Below are 22,480 nucleotides of genomic sequence, written 5' to 3'. Positions count from 1 at the left end.
GTAACAAGCCTGACTTTAGACGTTTAGCGCGAAACTAAACGTCTGTCTGACTTCATGCTATAAAGAAATGATTATTAGTTCGTTTAATCCTACCAACGATAGTGAGCGAAGGCTTTGTTCGCTTCAGCCATCTTGTGAGTGTCCTCACGCTTTTTAACAGATGCTCCAGTGTTATTCGCAGCATCCATGATTTCGTTAGCTAAACGCTCTTCCATCGTTTTCTCTCCACGAAGGCGAGAGTAGTTTACTAACCAACGAAGTCCTAACGTCGTACGACGCTCAGGCTTAACTTCGATCGGTACTTGATAGTTTGCACCACCAACACGACGAGCTTTAACTTCAAGAACTGGCATAATGTTTTTAAGAGCTTGCTCAAAAACTTCCATTGGATCATTACCAGTACGTTCTTGAACTAAATCAAAAGCTTTATATAAAATTGTTTGTGCTACTCCTCTTTTCCCATCAACCATGATACGGTTAATTAGACGAGTTACTAATTTTGAATTATAAAGTGGATCAGGTAATACATCTCTACGAGCTACAGGTCCTTTACGAGGCATTATTTCCCCTCCTTTCAATACTTAAACATATTTTTTTGTTTGCTATTATTTTTTAGCTGGTTTCGGTCTCTTAGTTCCATATTTAGAACGACCTTGCATACGATTTTGTACTCCAGCTGTATCTAGAGCTCCACGTACGATATGGTAACGAACCCCTGGTAAGTCTTTTACACGACCGCCACGGATAAGAACAACACTGTGCTCTTGTAGGTTGTGACCAATACCTGGAATGTATGCAGTAACCTCAATACCGTTAGTTAAACGCACACGAGCATATTTACGTAATGCTGAGTTCGGCTTCTTTGGAGTCATAGTTCCAACACGAGTACAAACACCGCGCTTTTGAGGCGAAGATTGGTTTGTCTGTGATTTTTTGAAGCTGTTATAACCTTTATTTAACGCTGGCGAGTCAGATTTTTTCACTTTATCTTGACGACCTTTACGGACTAATTGGTTAATTGTAGGCATTTATTTTCCTCCTTTCTAAAACATTTACTAAGACCACTGAGCCAGGTGGTTCATTTTTTCCCAAAAGCAACGTTTTTGCCAAAGGATTATCCCTTCAGCAAAAACGTATTTACTTTATTATCGCTACAGTGGCTGCTGAAACATCAATTCCACAAGCTTTTCCAAGCTTTTTCATGGATTGAACTTTTATGGTAGGGACATCCTTTTTCTCCGCTAATGCAATTGCTTTATAAATAACTTTATAATCAGCATCTGTTGCAATATAGAGTTCTTTAACAATCCCATCCTCTAAAGCTTTTAAGGTTTGTTTCGTGCCAATTACTTTTTCTTTAGCCTGCGCTACTTTTTCATAAGACATTGTTCATCCTCCAAAGTATCAGGTGTCTTTGACGCACTTAGACATAGTATCATCCTTGCGCGCTAATGTCAACCTATCTTAGTCATGAAGTACAATTTCTTTTTCATTCTCTTCTACTTCTAGATCTATTAGGTCATCTTGACCTTCAAGCTTAAGGTCGATATTACGGTAACGAGTCATTCCTGTACCAGCAGGAACTAACTTACCAATAATTACATTTTCTTTCAGACCTAGTAACTCGTCACGTTTACCTTTAATAGCTGCATCTGTAAGTACACGTGTTGTTTCTTGGAACGATGCTGCAGATAAGAATGAGTCTGTTTCTAAGGATGCTTTTGTAATACCTAAAAGTACTGGGCGACCTGTAGCAGGTTGACCACCATCAATTAGAACTTTCTTATTGGCATCATTAAATTGTGGGATCTCAATTAATGAGCCAGGTAAAACATCTGTATCACCAGCATCTAATACTCTAACTTTTCTAAGCATTTGACGTACCATTACCTCTACGTGCTTATCGCCAATCTCTACCCCTTGCATACGGTAAACTTTTTGAACTTCTCGTAACAAGTATTCTTGTACTCCATTAATACCCGAAACCTTTAATAGTTCTTTAGGGTCAATTGAACCTTCTGTTAAAACTTCACCAGCAATTACTTCTTGCCCAACAGTTACTTTGATTCTAGCACCGTAAGGAATTGGATAGTTTCTTGTTTCAATCTCTCCTTGAACAGTAACTTCACGCTTTTCAGTAGCATCTGATACATCAATAACTTTACCGTCGACTTCTGATATAACCGCTTGACCTTTAGGGTTACGCGCTTCAAATAACTCCTGAATACGCGGTAAACCTTGAGTGATATCGTCTCCTGCTACCCCACCTGTATGGAATGTACGCATTGTAAGCTGTGTTCCAGGTTCTCCGATAGATTGGGCAGCAATAATTCCTACAGCTTCCCCTACTTCAACGTCAGAACCTGTCGCTAAATTACGTCCATAACACGCCTTACACACACCATGTCTAGTGTCACATGTAAATGCAGAGCGAATCGTTACTTCTTCAATACCTGCATCACCAATTTCTTTCGCAAGGTCTTCTGTAATTAATTCATTTTTATTAATGATTAACTCATTTGTTTCTGGATGGTAAACCGTTTTGAATACTACACGACCAACGAGACGATCGTATAAGCTTTCTATAATCTCTGTTCCTTCTCGAATAGCAGCAACCTTAAGTCCTCTATCTGTACCACAATCATCATCACGAACGATAACATCTTGAGCTACATCAACTAGACGACGAGTTAAGTAACCTGAGTCAGCTGTCTTTAACGCTGTATCCGCTAGACCCTTACGAGCACCGTGAGTAGAGATAAAGTACTCTAATACAGTTAAACCTTCACGGAAACTTGATTTAATCGGTAACTCAATGATACGACCTGACGGGTTAGCCATTAATCCACGCATACCCGCAAGCTGCGTAAAGTTCGATGCGTTACCACGGGCACCAGAGTCACTCATCATAAAGATAGGGTTTAGGTGGTCAAGCGTTCCCATTAACTTATCTTGAATAACATCTTTTGACGCACTCCAAATAGAGATAACTCGGTCATATCTTTCTTCTTCCGTGATTAAACCACGACGGAATTGTTTTACAACTCTGTCTACTTTTAATTCTGCTTCCGCTAATATCTCTTTCTTTTCTGGTAATACGACAATGTCTGCAACACCAACCGTAATACCCGCTTTTGTTGAGTATTTAAATCCTAATGCTTTCATTCTATCAAGCATTTTTGATGTCTCAGAAATTTTAAAGATTTTAAATACTTCTGCAATGACGTTACCTAAGAAACCTTTCTTAAACGGAGACACAACGTCTCTTTCCTGGAAGATTCCCTTTACATTTGAGCTTAGAGGAACAATGTATTTTTCAGGCGTTGCTACCTGAAGATTTGTCATTGACGGCTCATTAATATACGGGAACGTTTCAGGTAATATTTCATTAAAGATTAATTTCCCAACTGAAGTCAATAATAGTTGCCCTTGTTGGTCTTCTGAGAACGTTGTTTTCTTTAACGATGCGACCGGAATAGCTACGCGACTGTGTAAATGTACATAGCCATTTTGATAAGCAATTAGTGCCTCGTTTGTATCTTTAAAAATTGCTCCTTCACCTACAGCATCTTTTCTCTCTAACGTGAGATAATAGTTACCTAATACCATATCCTGTGATGGTGTAACAACTGGTTTACCATCTTTAGGATTTAAGATATTTTGTGCTGCTAACATTAAAATTCTAGCTTCTGCCTGTGCTTCTGCAGAAAGCGGAACGTGAACGGCCATTTGGTCTCCGTCAAAGTCAGCGTTATAAGCAGTACAAACAAGCGGATGCAGCTTAATTGCTCTACCTTCAACTAGAGTTGGTTCAAAAGCCTGAATTCCTAGACGGTGAAGTGTTGGGGCACGGTTTAATAAAACCGGATGCTCTCTAATTACTTCTTCTAGTACATCCCAAACTTCTGGTTGAACACGCTCAACTTTTCTCTTAGCACTTTTAATGTTATGAGCAATCCCTTGAGCTACTAACTCTTTCATTACAAATGGTTTAAATAACTCTAGAGCCATTTCTTTCGGCAGACCACATTGATACATTTGTAGATGTGGACCTACAACGATTACCGAACGACCTGAGTAGTCTACACGTTTTCCAAGTAAGTTTTGGCGGAAACGTCCTTGCTTACCTTTTAGCATATGTGATAAAGACTTTAACGGTCTATTACCTGGACCTGTAACCGGTCTACCACGACGGCCATTATCAATCAAAGCATCTACTGCTTCTTGAAGCATGCGCTTTTCGTTTTGAACAATAATATTGGGTGCCCCAAGATCTAATAAACGCTTAAGACGATTATTTCTATTAATTACACGTCGATATAAATCGTTTAAATCTGACGTTGCAAAACGACCACCATCTAACTGAACCATAGGACGTAATTCTGGTGGAATTACAGGCAGAACATCAAGTATCATCCAAGAAGGATCGTTACCTGAGTTTCTAAATGCCTCCAGTACCTCTAATCGTTTGATGGCTCTTGTACGCCGTTGACCTTGAGCCGTAACTAATTCTTCTTTTAAAGAATCTACTTCTTTTTCAAGGTCAATATCTGATAATAGTTTACGAATTGCCTCTGCACCCATTTGTGCTGTAAAGCCTTTTCCATATTTTTCACGATACGTACGATACTCTTTTTCAGAAAGAAGTTGCTTTGTATCTAGAGGAGTTTCTCCAGCATCAGTCACTACGTAGGAAGCAAAGTAAATAACCTCTTCTAATGACCTTGGTGACATATCCAAAACTAGACCCATTCTGCTTGGTATCCCTTTAAAGTACCAAATGTGTGAGACAGGGGCAGCTAACTCAATATGCCCCATACGCTCACGACGTACTTTCGCTCTTGTTACTTCTACTCCACAACGGTCACAAACAACACCTTTGTAACGAACGCGTTTATATTTCCCACAATGACATTCCCAGTCTTTGGTAGGCCCAAAAATTCTTTCACAGAAAAGACCATCTTTTTCTGGTTTTAACGTACGGTAGTTTATTGTTTCTGGTTTCTTTACTTCTCCGCGAGACCACGATCGGATTTTATTTGGTGAAGCAAGACCAATTTTCATGTATTCAAAATTGTTTACATCAATCAAGGGGTCAACCTCCCTTTCAACTTTCAGGTTCTACGATTATCCGTTAGATTCAGTGGTTTCAAGATTTAAATTAAGTTTTTCGTTCGTTTGTTCTTCATCTTCATCAAGATCACGCATCTCAATTTCCTCTTCATTACTTGATAACATTTTGACATCCATACCTAAACTTTGAAGCTCTTTTATTAATACTTTAAATGACTCTGGAACACCAGGTTCTGGTACATTTTCACCTTTAACAATCGCTTCATATGTCTTAACACGACCAATTACATCATCTGATTTCACAGTAAGAATTTCTTGTAATGTATATGCTGCACCATATGCCTCTAGTGCCCACACCTCCATCTCACCAAAACGCTGTCCACCAAATTGAGCTTTTCCTCCTAATGGTTGTTGCGTTACAAGTGAGTATGGTCCAGTTGATCTAGCATGTAGTTTATCATCAACCATGTGCGCAAGCTTGATCATATACATAATACCAACAGAAATACGGTTATCAAACGGTTCACCTGTTCTTCCATCATAAAGTACAGTTTTACCGTCTCTAGCCATGCCTGCTTCTGCAAGAGTACCCCAAACGTCTTCTTCACGCGCTCCGTCAAATACAGGAGATGCAATATGAATACCTAAACGTCTGGCTGCCATGCCCATATGAAGCTCAAGCACTTGTCCGATGTTCATACGCGATGGTACCCCTAGTGGGTTAAGCATGATATCAATTGGCGTCCCGTCAGGTAAATATGGCATATCTTCTTCTGGCATAATTCTTGAAATTACACCTTTGTTACCATGACGACCGGCCATTTTATCTCCCTCGTGAATTTTACGTTTTTGAACGATATATACACGAACAAGTTGGTTAACACCCGGTGGTAACTCGTCTCCGTCTTCGCGGTTGAAGACTTTAACATCTAAAATGATACCATCTCCACCATGAGGAGCTCGAAGTGATGTATCACGAACTTCTCTTGCTTTTTCTCCGAAAATAGCATGTAATAAACGTTCTTCTGCAGTAAGTTCTGTAACCCCTTTTGGTGTAACTTTACCTACGAGAATATCACCATCTTTTACTTCAGCACCAACACGGATAATTCCTCGCTCATCCAAATTACGAAGAGCATCTTCACCAACGTTTGGAATGTCACGCGTAATTTCCTCTGGACCTAGTTTTGTATCTCTGGCTTCTGATTCATATTCTTCAATATGAATAGAAGTGTATACATCATCTTTAACAAGGCGCTCACTTAAGATAATCGCGTCCTCGTAGTTGTACCCTTCCCAAGTCATAAACCCTACAAGTACGTTTCTACCTAGAGCTAGTTCTCCTAATTCCATTGAAGGTCCATCAGCAAGGATTTCTCCTTTAGTAACAACGTTACCCTCTTTAACAATTGGACGTTGGTTATAACAAGTCCCTTGGTTAGAACGAACAAATTTCAAAAGATTGTAACGATCAAGATCTCCTTTTACCTCGTTACCATTTACATCTATTAAGCGGCGAATTTGAATTTCCCTCGCCGTTACACGCTCAACAACACCTTTGTACTTAGCTACTACAGCTGCACCAGAGTCTTTTGCAGATACGTGTTCCATCCCAGTTCCAACTAACGGGGATTGAGGTTGCAATAAAGGAACAGCTTGACGTTGCATGTTCGCTCCCATTAACGCGCGGTTGGAGTCATCGTTTTCTAAGAACGGAATACAAGCAGTCGCTGCAGACACAACTTGTTTCGGTGATACATCCATGTAGTCAACACGTTCACGCTTAACAATTGTGTTTTCTCCACGGAAACGAGCAATAATGTTATCATCGACAAATGAACCATCGTCTGCTAACTTTGCGTTCGCTTGGGCAACTACGTAGTTATCTTCTTCATCTGCTGTTAAGTAGTCAATTTGTTCCGTAACCTTTCCAGTTTCAGGATCAACACGACGGTACGGCGTTTCCATAAAACCAAATTGATTAACCTTCGCAAATGAGGATAAAGAGTTGATTAACCCAATATTCGGACCTTCCGGTGTTTCGATCGGACACATACGCCCATAATGCGAATAGTGAACGTCACGTACTTCAAATCCAGCACGCTCACGAGTCAAACCACCAGGACCTAACGCCGATAGACGACGTTTATGTGTTAATTCTGCCAATGGATTCGTTTGATCCATGAACTGCGATAACTGAGAACTACCAAAGAACTCTTTAATAGAAGCAATTACCGGACGAATATTAATTAACGCTTGAGGAGTAATCATATTCGCATCTTGAATAGACATTCGTTCACGAACCACACGTTCCATTCTTGACAAACCAATTCTAAACTGATTTTGTAATAATTCTCCAACAGAACGAAGGCGACGATTTCCTAAATGATCAATATCATCCGTATCACCAATTCCATGAAGAAGGTTAAAGAAGTAGTTTATTGATGCAATGATATCAGCTGGAGTAATGTTTTTAATGCTATTATCAACATTACCGTTACCAATTACATTAATAGCCACATCTTCTTCTTGGTTGTTCGGCGCATAAACTTTTATTGATTGTAATGGGACTTGAACATCATCCATAACGCCACCATGTAAAGATACATTTTTAAATCCTACATTGTTTTCTAAATATGGAATTAAGCGATCAAGAAGACGGCGATCAATCATAACTCCTTCTTCCGCTAAAACTTCTCCTGTTTCAGGGTCAATTAACGTTTCAGCTAAACGCTGGTTGAAGAGACGATTTTTTATGTGTAACTTTTTATTAATTTTATAGCGGCCTACATTTGCTAGATCATAACGCTTTGGATCAAAAAAACGAGATTCCAATAAGCTCTTAGCGTTGTCTACCGTTGGTGGCTCACCAGGACGAAGACGCTCATAGATTTCAAGCAATGCCTTTTCCGTACTATCAGTGTTGTCTTTATCTAATGAATTTCTTAAATATTCATCTTCTCCTAGTAGATCAATGATTTCTTGATCAGATCCGAATCCTAAGGAGCGTAGTAGAACTGTAACAGGGATTTTTCTTGTACGGTCTATACGAACATAAACAATATCTTTAGCATCCGTTTCAAGTTCTAACCAAGCTCCACGGTTAGGAATTACAGTTGCTGTAAAACCTTTTTTACCGTTTTTATCAATTTTCTTACTATAATAAACACTCGGAGATCGAACAAGCTGTGATACAATAACACGTTCCGCACCATTGATGACGAACGTACCTGTTTCAGTCATAAGTGGGAAATCACCCATGAAGACTTCTTGTTCTTTCACTTCTCCTGTTTCTTTATTTATTAGACGAACCTTTACTCGTAAAGGAGCAGCGTAAGTAACATCACGCTCTTTCGACTCTTCTACAGAATATTTAGGTTCACCTAAACTGTAATCAATAAACTCCAAAATTAAGTTTCCTGTAAAATCTTGAATCGGAGAGATGTCTTGAAACATTTCTCTTAAACCCTCATCAAGAAACCATTGATAAGAAGCCGTCTGAATTTCAATAAGATTAGGTAAATCTAATACTTCTTTAATCCTAGCGTAACTTCTTCGTTGGCGGTGTCGTCCATACTGAACTAGTTGACCTGTCAACTGATTCACCCCTTAAATCTAGCGTTTTTGTTTTCAATGAAATAACCATCACATGGAATTACATATGACTTTTTATACTTAGCTTTGACACCAAGTCTATTAGGAAAACTAGGTACCTACCCACATTTGCTAAAAAAATGAAGTTAAACAAACATTAGTATCGGTCTTAGTTTTCAAAAAAACAAAACTTTAACAAAGAAGATCTTTATTAAAGGATAAAACTTAGTTTTGACAACAACTTTTTCCTATGTTAAAAAGAAAAAGGTTTTCTCAAAAAAATACAACTCATAAAGGCCTTTTGTTCCAAAAGACCACGTTGTAAAAAAGTTCATTCTCGGATGCGAAAAATGCAACTATGTATTTTTGCTCAAATCAAATTACAAAAGCACGTTCTACTTTTTCAAATTGTGTTATAATTAACAAAAATACTTAAGCAATTGAGAAAATTTTAGATTATATTAGTTTGCCCATAAAATGGTTTTTTATACTCAAAAAACATGTTGACTTTCGAGAAAAACTAGTATAAACGATATTCATACGCATTAAATAACACTATCACAACCGGAAAATAAAGTCAATATTTTTTTGCCTTTATAATATAATAACCTTTTGATTTTTTCTGCACAGTTACCTCTTTGAATAAACTCTCTAGCTTTTCAATGGTAGATGGAGCTCCTTGCTTTTTCTGAATGACGATCCACAATTCCCCCAAATGCTCTAATTGTTCAAATGCATCCTCAAACAACTGATGGACAACTTTTTTACCCGCTCTTATAGGTGGGTTTGAAAGAACAGCAGCAAAAGTATCCCCCTTTACACCACTAAGCAAATTACTTTTTTTAATGGTTACATTATTGATACCATTTAATTTTGCATTTAGTTCCGATAACTCTAGAGCCCTTTCGTTAATATCCACCATAACAAAATGATAATTAGCTCTTTCTTTCGCTAACGTTAAACCTATAGGACCATACCCACATCCTACATCCAATATACGAGCCGTACTTTCTGGAAAACGAAATGTTTCTAAAAGTAATTGTGTACCAAAATCTACTTCTTTCTTAGAAAACACACCCGCATCAGAAGTAAATGACATTTTCATCCCTCTTAGCTGCGACTCCCAACTTCTACGAGAACTTTTCACTGTCGGTTTTTCCGAATAATAGTGATTCGCCAAAATCCATCACACCTTTACTTTTTACACCAATATTCATTATTACTTTAACATAAGAAAACTATACAACTATTTTCTATCTTTACTTATCAACTTTTTCCTAACATAACTTAATTAATTTTATAATAAAGATTTTACGCAACTATAATTCAATATCTTCTTCTCTAACTCAACTTGAACTATACGCATTATACTAGATATAGTTTTACCGCCACTCTATATAACGGAATAGAAAACACACTTCAACAACAAAAAACGAAACATGTTGAGAGCGTAAATAAAAAGCCCGCATAAATGCGAGCTTTTTCATATATTACTTAACTTCTACAGAAGCACCAGCTTCTTCAAGTTTAGCTTTAACTTCTTCAGCTTCTTCTTTAGCAACGCCTTCTTTAAGCGGAGCTGGAGCACCATCAACTACTGCTTTTGCTTCTTTTAATCCTAAACCAGTGATTTCACGAACAACTTTGATTACGTTGATCTTAGATGCACCAGCAGATGTAAGAATTACATCAAATTCTGTTTGCTCAGCTTCAGCAGCAGCACCAGCGCCACCAACCATAGCTACAGGAGCAGCAGCAGTTACACCAAATTCTTCTTCAATTGCTTTTACAAGATCGTTTAATTCTAAAACTGTCATTTCTTTAATCGCTTCAATGATTTGATCTTTACTCATTTTATATTTCCTCCTAAATGTAAGTTTAAATTTAAATAAAAGTTATGCTCGGATTAAGCACCTTGTTCTTCTTTTTGTTCAGCAACAGCTTTTGTAGCCAATGCAAAGTTACGCATTGGAGCTTGAAGAACGCTAAGCAACATAGAAAGTAACCCTTCTCTTGAAGGAAGTTCAGCTAGTGCCTTAACTTCTTCTAATGTAGCATATTGACCTTCAATTACACCCGCTTTAATTTCTAACGCATCATGCTTTTTAGCAAAATCGTTAAGAATTTTAGCCGGAGCAATAACATCATCACTACTAAAAGCAATCGCAGTTGGTCCTACTAACACTTCATCTAGTTGTGTTAATTCTACTTCTGCAGTTGCACGACGTGTCATTGTGTTTTTGTAAACTTTAAAATCAACATTTGCTTCACGTAATTGCTTACGTAACTCAGTTACTTCAGCAACGTTTAACCCACGGTAATCAACAACAACTGTTGATTTACTGCTACGAAGTTTCGTAGCAATCTCCGATATTAATACTTGCTTTTGTCCAAATTGTTGTTTTTGTTCACGAACGCTCATATTTATTTACACCTCCTATGATTATTAGAAAACCACTTGGCTTTCGCCGTAATTTCCCCGCTATCTAATGGTTAGATAGCATTAAAACCATACCGTTTTTTTATGAGGTGATCCTCTATAGGAAAAGCCTCCATATGCCGAGACATACGGAGGCTATTGTTATAGTGATTAGATCAACTTGTAACAACCTCGGTAGGAAATTAAGCGAATGATGCGCCCCTACTGTCTACGGTATGAATTATTCAATTCACAAATGTTAGTATATCTATTTAAAGCAAAAGAGTCAACTGGAATTATTTTGTAGCAGCTGCTACATTAACTTTAACACCAGGTCCCATCGTTGATGCTACAGCGATGTTCTTCATGTATGTTCCTTTTGCAGCTGCAGGTTTAACTTTAATTAAAGTTTCTACAACTGTAGTTAAGTTTTCAACTAACTTGTCTGTATCAAAAGAAACTTTACCAATTGGAGCATGGATGTTTCCAGCTTTATCTACACGATATTCAATCTTACCTGCTTTGATCTCATTAACCGCTTTTTCAACTTCGAACGTAACTGTTCCAGTTTTAGGGTTTGGCATTAAACCTTTAGGACCTAATACACGTCCAAGTTTACCTACTTGCCCCATCATGTCTGGTGTAGCTACTACAACATCAAAGTCAAACCAACCTTGTTGGATTTTGTTAATGTAATCTTCATCCCCAACGTAATCTGCTCCAGCTGCTTCTGCTTGCTTAGCTTTATCACCTTTAGCAAATACTAATACACGTTGAGTTTTACCTGTTCCATGCGGAAGAACAACTGCTCCACGAATTTGTTGATCAGCTTTCTTAGGATCAACTCCTAAACGAAATGCAACTTCAACTGTTTCATCAAAAGATGCTGATGAAGTCTTTTTTACTAATTCAATTGCTTCTTCTACAGGGTAAGCTTTTGTACGATCAACAAGCTTTGCAGCTTCTTGATACTTTTTACCTTTTTTAGCCAATTTTATTTCCTCCTTGATTGTGGTTTTAGCGGTAGTACCTCCCACTAAGAAAAGCGCAAGGCGCTCGCCTATCGGCGTCACACTAATGACTGTATCAACGATTTAGCGCGCTCAATCCGATGGCGCCTGGAGCTAGAAAGCTATCCAGGTTTTAGGACGATTTTGCCCTTAAATAAAGGTTGCGAGGTCTTTGATAGACCTATCCGCAACCTCGCTCATTACCTTCTTGCAAACTGTGAGAATTAGTCTTCGATAACAATTCCCATACTGCGTGCAGTACCTTCCACCATACGCATAGCTGACTCTACGTTAGCTGCGTTAAGGTCTGGCATTTTTGTTTCCGCGATTTCGCGTACTTTATCACGCTTTACTGTTGCTACTTTTTTACGATTCGGTTCCCCTGATCCACTTTGGATACCAGCAGCTACTTTAAGTAATACTGCAGCAGGTGGAGTTTTCGTAACGAATGTAAATGAACGGTCTTCAAACACCGTAATTTCAACCGGAATGATTAAACCAGCTTGATCAGCAGTACGAGCATTGAATTCTTTACAGAATCCCATAATGTTTACTCCCGCTTGACCTAGTGCAGGTCCAACTGGCGGTGCTGGATTTGCTTTCCCAGCAGGAATTTGTAATTTTACCATTTTAATAACCTTTTTAGCCACGCGACACACCTCCTTAAGTCCGTGATGTGGTTAACCGGATCTTCTAAATTAGATCCTCCCACTCGATTTACTTTCATTAGAAAGCTTTGTTCAAAATTCGCATTAAGAACAAAGAAGATTTTATCACTTTGAAAACAAGATAGCAAGTTTTATTTTTAATTAGATTTTTTCTACTTGGGAAAAGTCTAATTCGACTGGCGTTTCACGGCCAAACATATTGACATGAACTTTAATTTTTTGTTTATCTATTTGAATCTCTTCAATGGATCCTACAAAATTTGCGAATGGACCGTCAATTACTTTAACAGACTCTTTTAATTCAAAGTCAATTTCTGCTCTAGGTTCCTCGACTCCCATTTGACGTAAAATAGAATCTACTTCCTCAGGTAGAAGTGCAGTAGGCTTTGAACCTGCACCAGCAGAGCCAACAAACCCTGTAACTCCTGGTGTATTCCTTACTACATACCATGAATCATCAGTCATGACCATTTCAACTAGTACGTATCCAGGAAATACTTTTTTAACGACAGATTTCGTTTTACCGTTTTTCGTTTCTGTTTCTTCTTCAACAGGAACTAAAACACGGAATATTTTATCTGTCATATCCATTGATTCTACTCTTTTTTCTAAATTTGTCTTTACTTTATTTTCATACCCTGAATAAGTATGAACTACAAACCAATTTTTCTCCATAATGAATAGGACCTTACGCCCTTCCCTCCTCTATGGATCAATCCCACTTAGTTGGAAAAACAGACCACTGCCGGTTTTCCGCATACTACTAACTATCCTCTTTATAGATATGAGTAGTATAAACAAAAAGGATAGACCAATTATCCTAAAATAAAGCGAATTAACGAAGAGATACCTAAATCTACGATCGCGAAATATATTGCGATAAATACAACTGTAGCTACTACTACTCCAGTGTACCTTGTTAACTCTTTACGACTAGGCCACGATACTCTTTTTAATTCTTTTACTACATCTCGCAAAAATTCATTTGACTTCTTAACCACTCCAGCCATTAAGCCACCTCCGCCCCTTACACAATACTATTAGCGAATAATTTATACTTGTAAATATGAAACTTTGCACTATGTTAAAAGATTAAGGTGCAAGAAAAACTCGGACAAACCTTCATACCCTTACGTAGCAATTCTTACCATTTTAACCTTTAACAATAAGCTTGTACTATTGATGAGTACTTACGAGATTATTTCGTTTCAAGATGAAGGGTGTGCTCATTACATACTTTACAGAATTTCTTCATTTCTTTACGCTCTGTATTAGAAGAATGATTCTTTTCAGTAGTGTAGTTGCGTGACTTACAGACATCACATGCAAGAACAATTTTCTTTCGCACTATAGATTACCCCAATCTTGTAATTGTTAATATTCACATACTAATCAACCATATCACAGGGCCTTGATAGTGTCAACATACTGTATAATTGTAACCAATATTCGCTTTTTCAAAACTAGATACTGTAAAACAATTAATAAAAAATTGCTAAAATCAATTTTATGATCCCTATAATCGCTTGCGAACAAACTATTAATTGATGATACAACGGATCAATTTAACTGGATATGGTTTTTAAAGTCATGCGCGATCTAACCTAATAAATATAAAAAGTTATGTGCGTTTTCTTTAAGACCTGACCACTGACCAAAATTTTAAAAAGGATAAACAAAAAACAGGGGGAAATCCCTGTTAGATGCTTACACCTTTCAATTCTACATAGCGTTCTAGTTTTCTTTTTACTCTCTGTAATGCGTTGTCAATAGATTTAACATGCCTGTTTAAGTCGACGGAAATTTCCTGGTAAGATCTTCCGTCTAAATAAAGCATTAATACTTTTCTTTCAAGTTCACTTAAGATTTCACCCATTTTCAGTTCAATATCATCGAACTCTTCTTGATTAATGAGTAATTCTTCTGGATCGGTTACACGACTGCCACAAATTACATCAAGAAGGGTACGATCACTTTCTTCATCATAAATGGGACGATCTAATGATACATAAGAATTTAACGGGATGTGTTTTTGTCTAGTTGCCGTTTTAATCGCAGTAATAATTTGCCTTGTTATACAAAGTTCTGCAAACGCCTTAAACGAGGAGAGCTTGTCCCCTTTAAAATCCCTAATCGCTTTGTAGAGTCCTATCATTCCTTCTTGAACAATATCCTCATGATCTGCACCTATTAAGAAGTAAGACCTTGATTTTGCTCTAACGAAGTTCTTATATTTATTAATAAGATACTCTAAAGCACCACTATCTCCTTGCCTAACGTATTCAACTAAGTATTCATCTTCCATTTTCTCGAAGTTAGCATTTTTGATTTCATTGAGGCCTATGCTCACCATAATCCCCCCCTGACCTTTGATGAATTATATTACGTATAAAAAGGTGAATATTTAAAATCAAGTAGCAGCCACAAAAAAATTACATAGCAACAGTTAATCTATTACTTAATCCCTTTTTATGACCAACGATCACGAAAAAATATTAACCGCTTTCCTTTTTCCAAAAAAAAGAATTGTATAAATATAGGAGTATTATATAGCATCGATTTAACAAGCGTCAACCACTCACATGTTGCCTCGACGCCATTTTTCAAAAATTTCTGCCAATTCGTCAGAGATCGCTATTTTCGCCGATTTTCTCGCTTTTTTCGACTTTTTCACTTCTTTCTCTATTCCCTTTTCTATAATAGCCATTTCAGTACGTAATTCCCTAGCAGATTTTCGTAAGGCCCCTCTTCCAAATGTAATTGATTGTTCCACAAAATCAGAAGTAGCAACGTATACTTGCGTATTTATTGTTTTTAATTCATGTACTAATTTTTCAATACGTTCATCTGCAGTCTCATTTTCTCTTGTGTATACAATTTCTAGCCTGTAATTACTGTATTTTTTTCCTATACCAGGTACCATATGGGCATCAAAGACAATAATGACTTTCATACCACTGTAGGCTTGATACTCAGCCATTTTTTCAATTAAATCGTCTCTCGCACCTTCTAAATCATTCTTTTTTAATGCTTTTAGTTCCTTCCAATCTCCGATAATGTTATAGCCGTCTACGAGTAGTATATTGTCCATTTTATTTCAATCCTATTGTGTTACGCTTCCTTAAAACCTCATACATTAAAAGACTTGCTGCTACAGAAGCATTTAAAGAAGTCACCTTTCCCTGCATAGGTATACTGAGTAGAAAATCACACTTCTCCTTAACTAAACGACTCATTCCTTTTCCTTCGCTACCTATTACTAGACCGATAGGCAAATCAAAACTTGCCTGCCTGAAATCTGTATCCCCCTTAGCGTCTGTCCCGGCAAACCATAGTCCACGTTTTTTTAATTCGTCCATCGTCCTTGCCAGGTTTGTAACACGCACAACCGGAACATACTCAATCGCTCCAGTAGAAGCTTTAGCTACTGTTGCGGTTAGTCCAACTGCTCTTCTTTTTGGAATAATTACTCCATGTGCACCACTAGCATCAGCAGTTCGAAGAATCGAACCTAAGTTATGGGGATCCTCGATTTCATCTAAAATAAGAAAAAAAGGATCCTCACCTTTTTCTTTGGCCTTTTGAAACAAATCCTCTAGCTGTGCATACTCATACGCAGCAACTGAAGCTACAACCCCTTGGTGGTTTTCGGAATCGACCAAAGATTCTATTTTCTTTTTAGGTACAAATTGATACTGGATTCCATTTTCTTTTGCTAGATCAATCACTTGGTTTACTTGACCTTTTTGAGATCCTTCTCCAATCCAAATTTTATTAATCGGGTGGCCAGAACGTATTGCTTCTAAAACAGGATTTCTACCGATAATAAATTCACTTCCCATTTTTCACACTCCCTTCTTCTTCTTCCAAAATTTCAAATGTTTTCTCAATAACACAGTCAAGTCTCTCGTATTCATTTAACAAATATAAGTAACCTAATAAAGCTTCAAAAGCTGTACTCTGTCGGTAAGTTTGTAAGTCTGTACTTTTTCGAACATTGCCAGGTTTGGCATTTCTGCCACGCATTACAACATCAATTTCTTCTCTACTTAAAAAATCTGTCGAAAGCAACCTGTTAATGACTATTGCTTGAGCTTTTGCGGACACGTAATTTGTTGCTTTTTTATGAAGTTCGTTTGGTCTTACCTTTCCCGAAGCAATTAGCCGATACCGGACATATGTATCAAGAACAGTATCACCCATATATGCTAAAGCTAACGCATTTAGTTGTTTCAAATCAATTTTTGGTTCTGTTAGTTTCATCATTACGGTTATTCCCTCTTCCAACGCACTCCTTGTGGCGTATCCTCTAAAATAATATTCATATTTTTCAAAGCGTCTCTAATTTTATCTGCAAGTGCAAAATCTTTATTTTTTCTTGCTTCATTTCTTTGTTCAATTAATTTATCAATTTCTTCATCTAGCAGCTCTTTTGCTGATGAAAGATCAAAACCAAGCACACCAGATAATTCCTCAAATGTTTTTAAGAAGTGCTCAAGTACTTTTTTTGATGAATGATCCTCACGCAAATAAAGATTTGCCTTTTTTGCTAAATCAAATAGTGTTGCTATTGCATTAGCACTGTTAAAATCATCATCCATTTCTTTAATAAACTTTTCTTTCTCTACATTTATTTTTCCAATCCAATCGTTCTCATTTTCACCTAAGTTAGCACTCTCTTCAAGTCGATACTGAAGGTTTCTCACTGCCGTTTTCAAACGATCGAAACTACTCTTAGCACTATTTAACAATTCGTCACTAAAATTTATCGGACTTCTGTAGTGGGCCATAAGCATAAAGAAACGTATAATTTCAGGTTCATATTTTTTAATAATATCGTGAACCAAAATAAAGTTTCCTAACGACTTCGACATTTTCTCATTATCAATATTAATATACCCATTATGAAGCCAATAGTTAGCCATCGGTTTACCGGTCATTGCTTCTGATTGAGCAATTTCATTTTCATGGTGTGGGAATGAAAGGTCCTGACCCCCTGCATGAATATCAATCGTGTCTCCTAAATATTTCTTCACCATGGCTGAACATTCAATATGCCACCCTGGTCTTCCTTCTCCCCATGGACTATCCCATGATATTTCCCCTGGTTTCGCAGCTTTCCAAAGAGCAAAATCTAAAGGGTCTACTTTTTGCTGCTCGACTTCAATTCTGGCCCCTGATTGTAGGTCATCAATTGATTGTTGTGAAAGCTTTCCATATCCTTTGAATTTTCTCGTACTGAAATATACGTCCCCATTGACTTCATAGGCAAATCCTTTATCGACAAGACCTTTAATAAAATCAATAATTTCTACCATTGTTTCTGTAACACGAGGATGGACGTCTGCACAACGTACACCTAAAGCAGCTACATCATCAAAATACGCTTTAATAAATCGCTCGGCAATTGTTGGTACATCTTCGCCTAATTCTTTTGCTGCTTTTATAAGTTTATCGTCAACATCGGTAAAGTTAGATACATAGGTTACGTCATAGCCTCGAAATTCTAAGTACCTTCGAACCATATCAAAAATTATCGCCGGTCTTGCATTACCAATATGAATATAATTGTAAACCGTCGGTCCACACACATACATTTTGACTTTGCCTTCTTCTATTGGTTGAAATAGTTCTTTTTGTCTTGACAACGTGTTATAAACTTTAATCGACATTCTTTTACACTCCTTCATTTAATAAAAATTGAAATTTAGTTGAGCGAAGCCCATCGTTGCATTAATTCAGTCACACCAATCTAGATCTAGTTGCCAAGGCACTATTCAACTCGAACTAGAATTTGTCGTTGTAAAACCTGTGTTGTTAATTTCATTTTGAGAAACATTTACGGTTGTTTTAACTTTGCCAGCTCATTTTTAAGACGAATTATCTCAGCATCAAGCTCTTTAAATTTATCTGCAACTGGGTCTGGTAAATTTATATGATCTAAGTCTCTTCTAATTTTCACACCATCTTGCATAACGACCCGTCCAGGAATTCCTACGACCGTAGAATTGGGTGGCACTTCATTAAGTACTACAGATCCCGCACCAATACGTGAGTTTTTCCCTATTTTCATTGAACCTAATACTTTTGCCCCTGATGCTATCAATACATTATCTTCAATTGTGGGATGGCGTTTTCCTTTCTCTTTCCCTGTACCACCTAATGTAACACCTTGATAGATAGTTACATTATCTCCAATTTCACACGTTTCTCCAATTACGACACCCATACCATGGTCAATAAATAAACGCTGACCAATTACTGCACCAGGATGAATTTCTATCCCCGTGATAAAACGTGAAACTTGAGATATAAACCTAGCAAGAAAAAACATTCTTTTTTTCCATAAGAAATGAGCAAATCTATGTGCCCAAATTGCATGAAGGCCTGAGTAAGTAAAAATCACTTCAATTTTACTTCTCGCGGCTGGATCTTGTTCAAACACTACATCAATATCGTTTCTTAACGTTTTAAACAATCATTTCTCCCCCTTCAAGATACAACATACACCGAAAATCGTATTTCTATAGTTTTTTAAATAACGGTTAACAATTAAAGCTTTATTACGGTAAAATCTTTAAATTAAGTGAATTTCAAAGTTTCATTTATCGAGCGGCATCAATTAAATAAACGTATCAAATAGGCGTGTAATAACTATAATATGAAATTCATTAAATTGTATAATATTATTGCTATGTCTTTATCGATAACGAGGTTTTTAACCTCATATAAAAAAGCGTCTCTGTGCATGTGCACAGAGACGCTTTTTAGCGCGGTTCCACTCTGTTTGAGTATGGTATTATACTCCTCTTAACTCTTTTAACGGAGAGTGCCGCCAATACTTACTATGTTTCAAAAACATTTTAGTATTAGACTCAGAGGTGCAATTCAAAGGATGTTCCTTAAGCTACTTTCAGCCTTGGCAGCTCTCTCTAAATAAGAAATATTCCTTTTACTTATCCTCTTCTACGCTTTACAATAATCCGGTTAAACGATTTAATACGATTTCTTTACCTAATAAGCTTATTGCTTTTGGTAAGTCGGGACCATGCGTTTGACCCGTTGTCGCTACACGGATCGGCATAAATAACTGCTTACCTTTATACCCTGTTGCTTTCTGGGTAGCCTTTGTAGCTGCTTTAATTTCTTCAGCTGTAAATGTTTCTAAAGCTTCTAATTGAGTATTAAACTCTTTTAATACTGTAGGAACTTGTTCTTCATTTAAAATTTCTTTTGCCTCTTCATTATACTCAATTTCAGCCTTAAAGAACAACTCTGTTAGTTCAACAATTTCTCCACCATAGCTCATTTTTTCTTGGTGCAATAAAATTAATTCTCTAGCCCATTGTTGCTGTTCTAAAGTCATAGCTTCAGGTAACTTCCCAACCTTTATTAGATGAGGAAGTGCTAACTCAACTACTCGATCGCTATCAGCCTTCTTCATATATTGATTATTCATCCACTCAAGCTTTTGTGTATCAAATACTGCAGGAGCTTTTGAGACTCTTTCTAAACTAAATTGTTCAATGAGTTCTTCTTTTGTGAATATTTCTTCTTCTCCAACAGGAGACCAACCAAGTAAAGCTAAAAAGTTAACGATCGCTTCTGGTAAGTACCCTAAATCTCGATATTGTTCAACAAATTGAATAATCGATTCGTCTCGTTTACTCATCTTTTGACGGTCTTGGTTTAATATTAATGAGGCATGAGCAAACTTTGGCGTTTCCCACCCAAAAGCTTCGAATAATAAAACTTGACGAGGCGCATTCGATAAGTGTTCTTCACCGCGAATAACATGAGAGATCTCCATTAAATGATCATCAACAACAACAGCAAAGTTATACATTGGAATCCCGTCTCGTCTAGCAATAATGAAATCACCAATACCCTCTGCTTCAAATTCTACTTTTCCTCTAATAGCATCGTCTACAATTACTTGCTTTCCTTCCGGAACACGAAAGCGAACAACCGGTTTTCTTCCTTCATTTTCATACGCAGCACGTTGCTCAGCAGTTAAATCACGATCTCGCCCACTATATTTAGGGGTTTCACCGCGTGCCAATTGCTCCTCTCGTTCTCTTTCGCTTTCTTCCTCTGTCATGTAGCAGTAGTATGCTTTTCCTTGGTCCATAAGCTCTTGAATATACTTTTTGTATATGTCAATTCGTTCCATACAGCTATATGGTCCAAACTCCCCACCAACATCTACACTTTCATCCCACTCAATTCCTAACCACTTCATACTTTCCAATAGTTTTTCTTGAGCCGTTTCAACGTTTCTAGCTTGATCAGTATCCTCAATTCGCACGATAAACTTTCCGCCTTGGTTACGGGCAAATAAATAATTAAATAGAGCAGATCTAGCTCCACCTATATGTAAATGTCCTGTTGGACTTGGGGCAAAACGAACTCTCACTTGTTTTGACATGATTAACACCATCCTTTTCTTTCATAATTCTATTCTTATAAAGAAGTGACATCAAGAACATATTTCAAAGCAAAATATCAACTTTTATTTTCTCACTAATAAAACAACAGCTTGGGATGCTATACCTTCTTCTCTACCACAAAACCCTAATTTTTCGGTTGTTGTTGCTTTCACATTTACTTGATCCAAATCAGCCTCCAACAATTCACTAATCCTTCGTCTCATTTCAGGTATATAAGGAGCCATCTTTGGCCTTTGGGCAATAATCGTGCAATCAATATTTCCTAAATTATACCCTTTTTCTTTGACAATTTCCCAAACGTGCGAAAGAAGTTTTGCCGAATCTGCGTCTTTAAAATTAGGGTCCGTATCTGGGAAGTGCTTTCCGATATCTCCCTCACCAATTGCACCTAAACAGGCATCAGCAACTGTGTGGAGTAAAACATCAGCATCAGAATGGCCTAATAGCCCCATTTCATGAGGTATTTCAATTCCACCTATGATCAATTTTCTGCCTTCGACTAATTGATGTACATCATACCCTTGTCCTATTCTTATCATACTAATTCTCCTCGTCTCACTCGCAAAATAGACGATGCAAACACGATATCCTCTCGAGTAGTGAGTTTAATATTGAAGTAGTCTCCCGTAACAATTGAAACAGGTTTCTCTAGCTTTTCCATTAAACTAGCGTCATCAGTTCCTAAAAAATTATTTTTCTCAGCCCATTCATGAGCAGAAAGAATTGCTTGCAAACGAAAAGCTTGAGGTGTTTGAACTGACCATAAACTAGAACGATCTACTGTATGTGATACATATTCACCTTCACTCATTTTTACCGTGTCTTTAATCGGCACAGCGAGTATTGCAGCTTCTGTTTTTTCTGTTTCTTCAACTAGACGGTGGATATGCTCTTCCTTTACAAATGGACGAGCGCCATCGTGTACTAACACGATCTTATCTCCACCCAATGCTTTCAATCCATTTCGAACGCTATGTTGCCTTTCTGTGCCCCCGAAAACTACTTTTGAAACTTTTGAAATTTTATATATATTTGTCAGTTGAGTTATTTGTTCAATTTCATCCTTGTTTGCCACAATAATTATTTCTTCACACCAGTTATCATTTTGAAAAGTGTTTAATGTATGTACGATGACAGGCTTGTCTTCTAAGAGTAGAAACTGTTTGTTTTTATTAAGTTTCATTCTTTTTCCTTGCCCTGCTGCAGGAATCACTACAGAATATTTCATTAAAGAGCTTCTCCATTCAAAAGTATAATCTTAAACTA

At 37.2% G+C, this 22,480-nt stretch carries 22 protein-coding genes and 2 other annotated features; all 22 genes read right to left on the bottom strand.

The window, feature by feature from the left end; all coding sequences use genetic code 11:
- Positions 1 to 89 precede the first annotated feature (89 nt).
- The 22 genes from rpsG to ispD all read right to left on the bottom strand — a co-directional run bounded on the left by rpsG (position 90) and on the right by ispD (position 22,442).
- Positions 90 to 560 (bottom strand): 30S ribosomal protein S7, encoded by a 471-nt coding sequence (gene rpsG, locus BKP37_RS00945; RefSeq protein ID WP_071307861.1) that lies wholly within the window; start codon positions 558 to 560, stop codon positions 90 to 92.
- A 45-nt stretch (positions 561 to 605) separates the two neighbouring features.
- A complete protein-coding gene (gene rpsL, locus BKP37_RS00940; RefSeq protein ID WP_071307860.1) occupies positions 606 to 1,028 on the bottom strand; it encodes a 30S ribosomal protein S12 in 423 nt (140 codons plus the stop codon).
- A 109-nt stretch (positions 1,029 to 1,137) separates the two neighbouring features.
- The gene (locus BKP37_RS00935) at positions 1,138 to 1,386 is read right to left on the bottom strand and encodes a 50S ribosomal protein L7ae-like protein (RefSeq protein ID WP_071307859.1); all 249 of its coding nucleotides are present in this window, start codon (positions 1,384 to 1,386) and stop codon (positions 1,138 to 1,140) included.
- 78 nt (positions 1,387 to 1,464) lie between these two features.
- A complete protein-coding gene (rpoC, locus tag BKP37_RS00930) occupies positions 1,465 to 5,091 on the bottom strand; it encodes a DNA-directed RNA polymerase subunit beta' (RefSeq protein WP_071307858.1) in 3,627 nt (1,208 codons plus the stop codon).
- Between the two features lie 36 nt (positions 5,092 to 5,127).
- Positions 5,128 to 8,670: a DNA-directed RNA polymerase subunit beta gene (gene rpoB / locus BKP37_RS00925; protein WP_071307857.1), complete on the bottom strand. Its 3,543-nt coding sequence runs from the start codon at positions 8,668 to 8,670 to the stop codon at positions 5,128 to 5,130.
- Positions 8,671 to 9,244: 574 nt separating this feature from the next.
- The gene (locus tag BKP37_RS00920; RefSeq protein ID WP_071307856.1) at positions 9,245 to 9,847 is read right to left on the bottom strand and encodes a class I SAM-dependent methyltransferase; all 603 of its coding nucleotides are present in this window, start codon (positions 9,845 to 9,847) and stop codon (positions 9,245 to 9,247) included.
- A gap of 310 nt (positions 9,848 to 10,157) precedes the next feature.
- A complete protein-coding gene (gene rplL / locus BKP37_RS00915) occupies positions 10,158 to 10,520 on the bottom strand; it encodes a 50S ribosomal protein L7/L12 (RefSeq protein ID WP_071307855.1) in 363 nt (120 codons plus the stop codon).
- A 53-nt stretch (positions 10,521 to 10,573) separates the two neighbouring features.
- Entirely contained in the window at positions 10,574 to 11,089 is a 516-nt protein-coding gene (gene rplJ, locus BKP37_RS00910; RefSeq protein ID WP_071307854.1) for a 50S ribosomal protein L10, read from the bottom strand.
- A gap of 111 nt (positions 11,090 to 11,200) precedes the next feature.
- Positions 11,201 to 11,339: a sequence feature (ribosomal protein L10 leader region), on the bottom strand.
- A 43-nt stretch (positions 11,340 to 11,382) separates the two neighbouring features.
- Entirely contained in the window at positions 11,383 to 12,123 is a 741-nt protein-coding gene (rplA, locus tag BKP37_RS00905) for a 50S ribosomal protein L1 (protein ID WP_281242975.1), read from the bottom strand.
- 197 nt (positions 12,124 to 12,320) lie between these two features.
- Positions 12,321 to 12,746: a 50S ribosomal protein L11 gene (gene rplK, locus BKP37_RS00900; protein WP_071307852.1), complete on the bottom strand. Its 426-nt coding sequence runs from the start codon at positions 12,744 to 12,746 to the stop codon at positions 12,321 to 12,323.
- A 159-nt stretch (positions 12,747 to 12,905) separates the two neighbouring features.
- Positions 12,906 to 13,439 carry a transcription termination/antitermination protein NusG gene (gene nusG / locus BKP37_RS00895; RefSeq protein WP_071307851.1) on the bottom strand — a complete coding sequence of 178 codons (534 nt, stop codon included), beginning with the start codon at positions 13,437 to 13,439 and terminating at the stop codon, positions 12,906 to 12,908.
- A 140-nt stretch (positions 13,440 to 13,579) separates the two neighbouring features.
- The gene (gene secE, locus BKP37_RS00890) at positions 13,580 to 13,774 is read right to left on the bottom strand and encodes a preprotein translocase subunit SecE (RefSeq protein WP_071307850.1); all 195 of its coding nucleotides are present in this window, start codon (positions 13,772 to 13,774) and stop codon (positions 13,580 to 13,582) included.
- A 188-nt stretch (positions 13,775 to 13,962) separates the two neighbouring features.
- Entirely contained in the window at positions 13,963 to 14,112 is a 150-nt protein-coding gene (gene rpmG / locus BKP37_RS18990) for a 50S ribosomal protein L33 (protein ID WP_084034485.1), read from the bottom strand.
- Between the two features lie 351 nt (positions 14,113 to 14,463).
- Positions 14,464 to 15,117 (bottom strand): RNA polymerase sporulation sigma factor SigH, encoded by a 654-nt coding sequence (gene sigH, locus BKP37_RS00885; RefSeq protein ID WP_425424967.1) that lies wholly within the window; start codon positions 15,115 to 15,117, stop codon positions 14,464 to 14,466.
- 225 nt (positions 15,118 to 15,342) lie between these two features.
- On the bottom strand, positions 15,343 to 15,855 hold the full coding sequence (locus BKP37_RS00880) for an NYN domain-containing protein (RefSeq protein ID WP_071307849.1): 513 nt from the start codon (positions 15,853 to 15,855) through the stop codon (positions 15,343 to 15,345).
- A 1-nt stretch (position 15,856) separates the two neighbouring features.
- Positions 15,857 to 16,606: a 23S rRNA (guanosine(2251)-2'-O)-methyltransferase RlmB gene (rlmB, locus tag BKP37_RS00875; protein WP_071307848.1), complete on the bottom strand. Its 750-nt coding sequence runs from the start codon at positions 16,604 to 16,606 to the stop codon at positions 15,857 to 15,859.
- Entirely contained in the window at positions 16,596 to 17,027 is a 432-nt protein-coding gene (locus tag BKP37_RS00870) for a Mini-ribonuclease 3 (protein WP_071308375.1), read from the bottom strand. The genes rlmB and BKP37_RS00870 overlap by 11 nt, the downstream gene beginning before the upstream one ends.
- Before the next feature lie 8 nt (positions 17,028 to 17,035).
- On the bottom strand, positions 17,036 to 18,436 hold the full coding sequence (gene cysS / locus BKP37_RS00865; RefSeq protein ID WP_071307847.1) for a cysteine--tRNA ligase: 1,401 nt from the start codon (positions 18,434 to 18,436) through the stop codon (positions 17,036 to 17,038).
- A gap of 167 nt (positions 18,437 to 18,603) precedes the next feature.
- On the bottom strand, positions 18,604 to 19,242 hold the full coding sequence (gene cysE / locus BKP37_RS00860; RefSeq protein WP_071307846.1) for a serine O-acetyltransferase: 639 nt from the start codon (positions 19,240 to 19,242) through the stop codon (positions 18,604 to 18,606).
- A gap of 275 nt (positions 19,243 to 19,517) precedes the next feature.
- Positions 19,518 to 19,742 (bottom strand) — a binding site (T-box leader).
- Positions 19,738 to 21,192, bottom strand: a complete 1,455-nt coding sequence (gene gltX, locus BKP37_RS00855) for a glutamate--tRNA ligase (RefSeq protein ID WP_071307845.1) — start codon at positions 21,190 to 21,192, stop codon at positions 19,738 to 19,740. It overlaps the preceding feature by 5 nt.
- Positions 21,193 to 21,276: 84 nt before the next feature.
- Positions 21,277 to 21,753: a 2-C-methyl-D-erythritol 2,4-cyclodiphosphate synthase gene (gene ispF / locus BKP37_RS00850; RefSeq protein ID WP_071307844.1), complete on the bottom strand. Its 477-nt coding sequence runs from the start codon at positions 21,751 to 21,753 to the stop codon at positions 21,277 to 21,279.
- A complete protein-coding gene (gene ispD / locus BKP37_RS00845) occupies positions 21,750 to 22,442 on the bottom strand; it encodes a 2-C-methyl-D-erythritol 4-phosphate cytidylyltransferase (RefSeq protein ID WP_071307843.1) in 693 nt (230 codons plus the stop codon). The genes ispF and ispD overlap by 4 nt, the downstream gene beginning before the upstream one ends.
- Positions 22,443 to 22,480 lie beyond the last annotated feature (38 nt).

The organism is Anaerobacillus alkalilacustris (genome assembly GCF_001866005.1).
In the GTDB taxonomy this organism is placed as follows: domain Bacteria; phylum Bacillota; class Bacilli; order Bacillales; family Anaerobacillaceae; genus Anaerobacillus; species Anaerobacillus alkalilacustris.
This window is presented reverse-complemented; position numbering and strand designations above follow the sequence as displayed.

Excerpts from the sequence above, each read along its gene's own strand:
- gltX (WP_071307845.1), bottom strand. The coding sequence starts at position 21,192 with ATGTCAAAACAAGTGAGAGTTCGTTTTGCCCCAAGTCCAACAGGACAT.
- cysS (WP_071307847.1), bottom strand. The coding sequence starts at position 18,436 with ATGTCGATTAAAGTTTATAACACGTTGTCAAGACAAAAAGAACTATTT.
- rplL (WP_071307855.1), bottom strand. The coding sequence starts at position 10,520 with ATGAGTAAAGATCAAATCATTGAAGCGATTAAAGAAATGACAGTTTTA.
- rpsG (WP_071307861.1), bottom strand. The coding sequence starts at position 560 with ATGCCTCGTAAAGGACCTGTAGCTCGTAGAGATGTATTACCTGATCCA.
- secE (WP_071307850.1), bottom strand. The coding sequence starts at position 13,774 with ATGGCTGGAGTGGTTAAGAAGTCAAATGAATTTTTGCGAGATGTAGTA.
- BKP37_RS00935 (WP_071307859.1), bottom strand. The coding sequence starts at position 1,386 with ATGTCTTATGAAAAAGTAGCGCAGGCTAAAGAAAAAGTAATTGGCACG.
- nusG (WP_071307851.1), bottom strand. The coding sequence starts at position 13,439 with ATGGAGAAAAATTGGTTTGTAGTTCATACTTATTCAGGGTATGAAAAT.
- ispD (WP_071307843.1), bottom strand. The coding sequence starts at position 22,442 with ATGAAATATTCTGTAGTGATTCCTGCAGCAGGGCAAGGAAAAAGAATG.
- ispF (WP_071307844.1), bottom strand. The coding sequence starts at position 21,753 with ATGATAAGAATAGGACAAGGGTATGATGTACATCAATTAGTCGAAGGC.
- sigH (WP_425424967.1), bottom strand. The coding sequence starts at position 15,117 with ATGGTGAGCATAGGCCTCAATGAAATCAAAAATGCTAACTTCGAGAAA.
- rpsL (WP_071307860.1), bottom strand. The coding sequence starts at position 1,028 with ATGCCTACAATTAACCAATTAGTCCGTAAAGGTCGTCAAGATAAAGTG.
- rplJ (WP_071307854.1), bottom strand. The coding sequence starts at position 11,089 with ATGAGCGTTCGTGAACAAAAACAACAATTTGGACAAAAGCAAGTATTA.
- BKP37_RS00870 (WP_071308375.1), bottom strand. The coding sequence starts at position 17,027 with ATGAAACTAACAGAACCAAAAATTGATTTGAAACAACTAAATGCGTTA.
- BKP37_RS00880 (WP_071307849.1), bottom strand. The coding sequence starts at position 15,855 with ATGGACAATATACTACTCGTAGACGGCTATAACATTATCGGAGATTGG.
- rlmB (WP_071307848.1), bottom strand. The coding sequence starts at position 16,606 with ATGGGAAGTGAATTTATTATCGGTAGAAATCCTGTTTTAGAAGCAATA.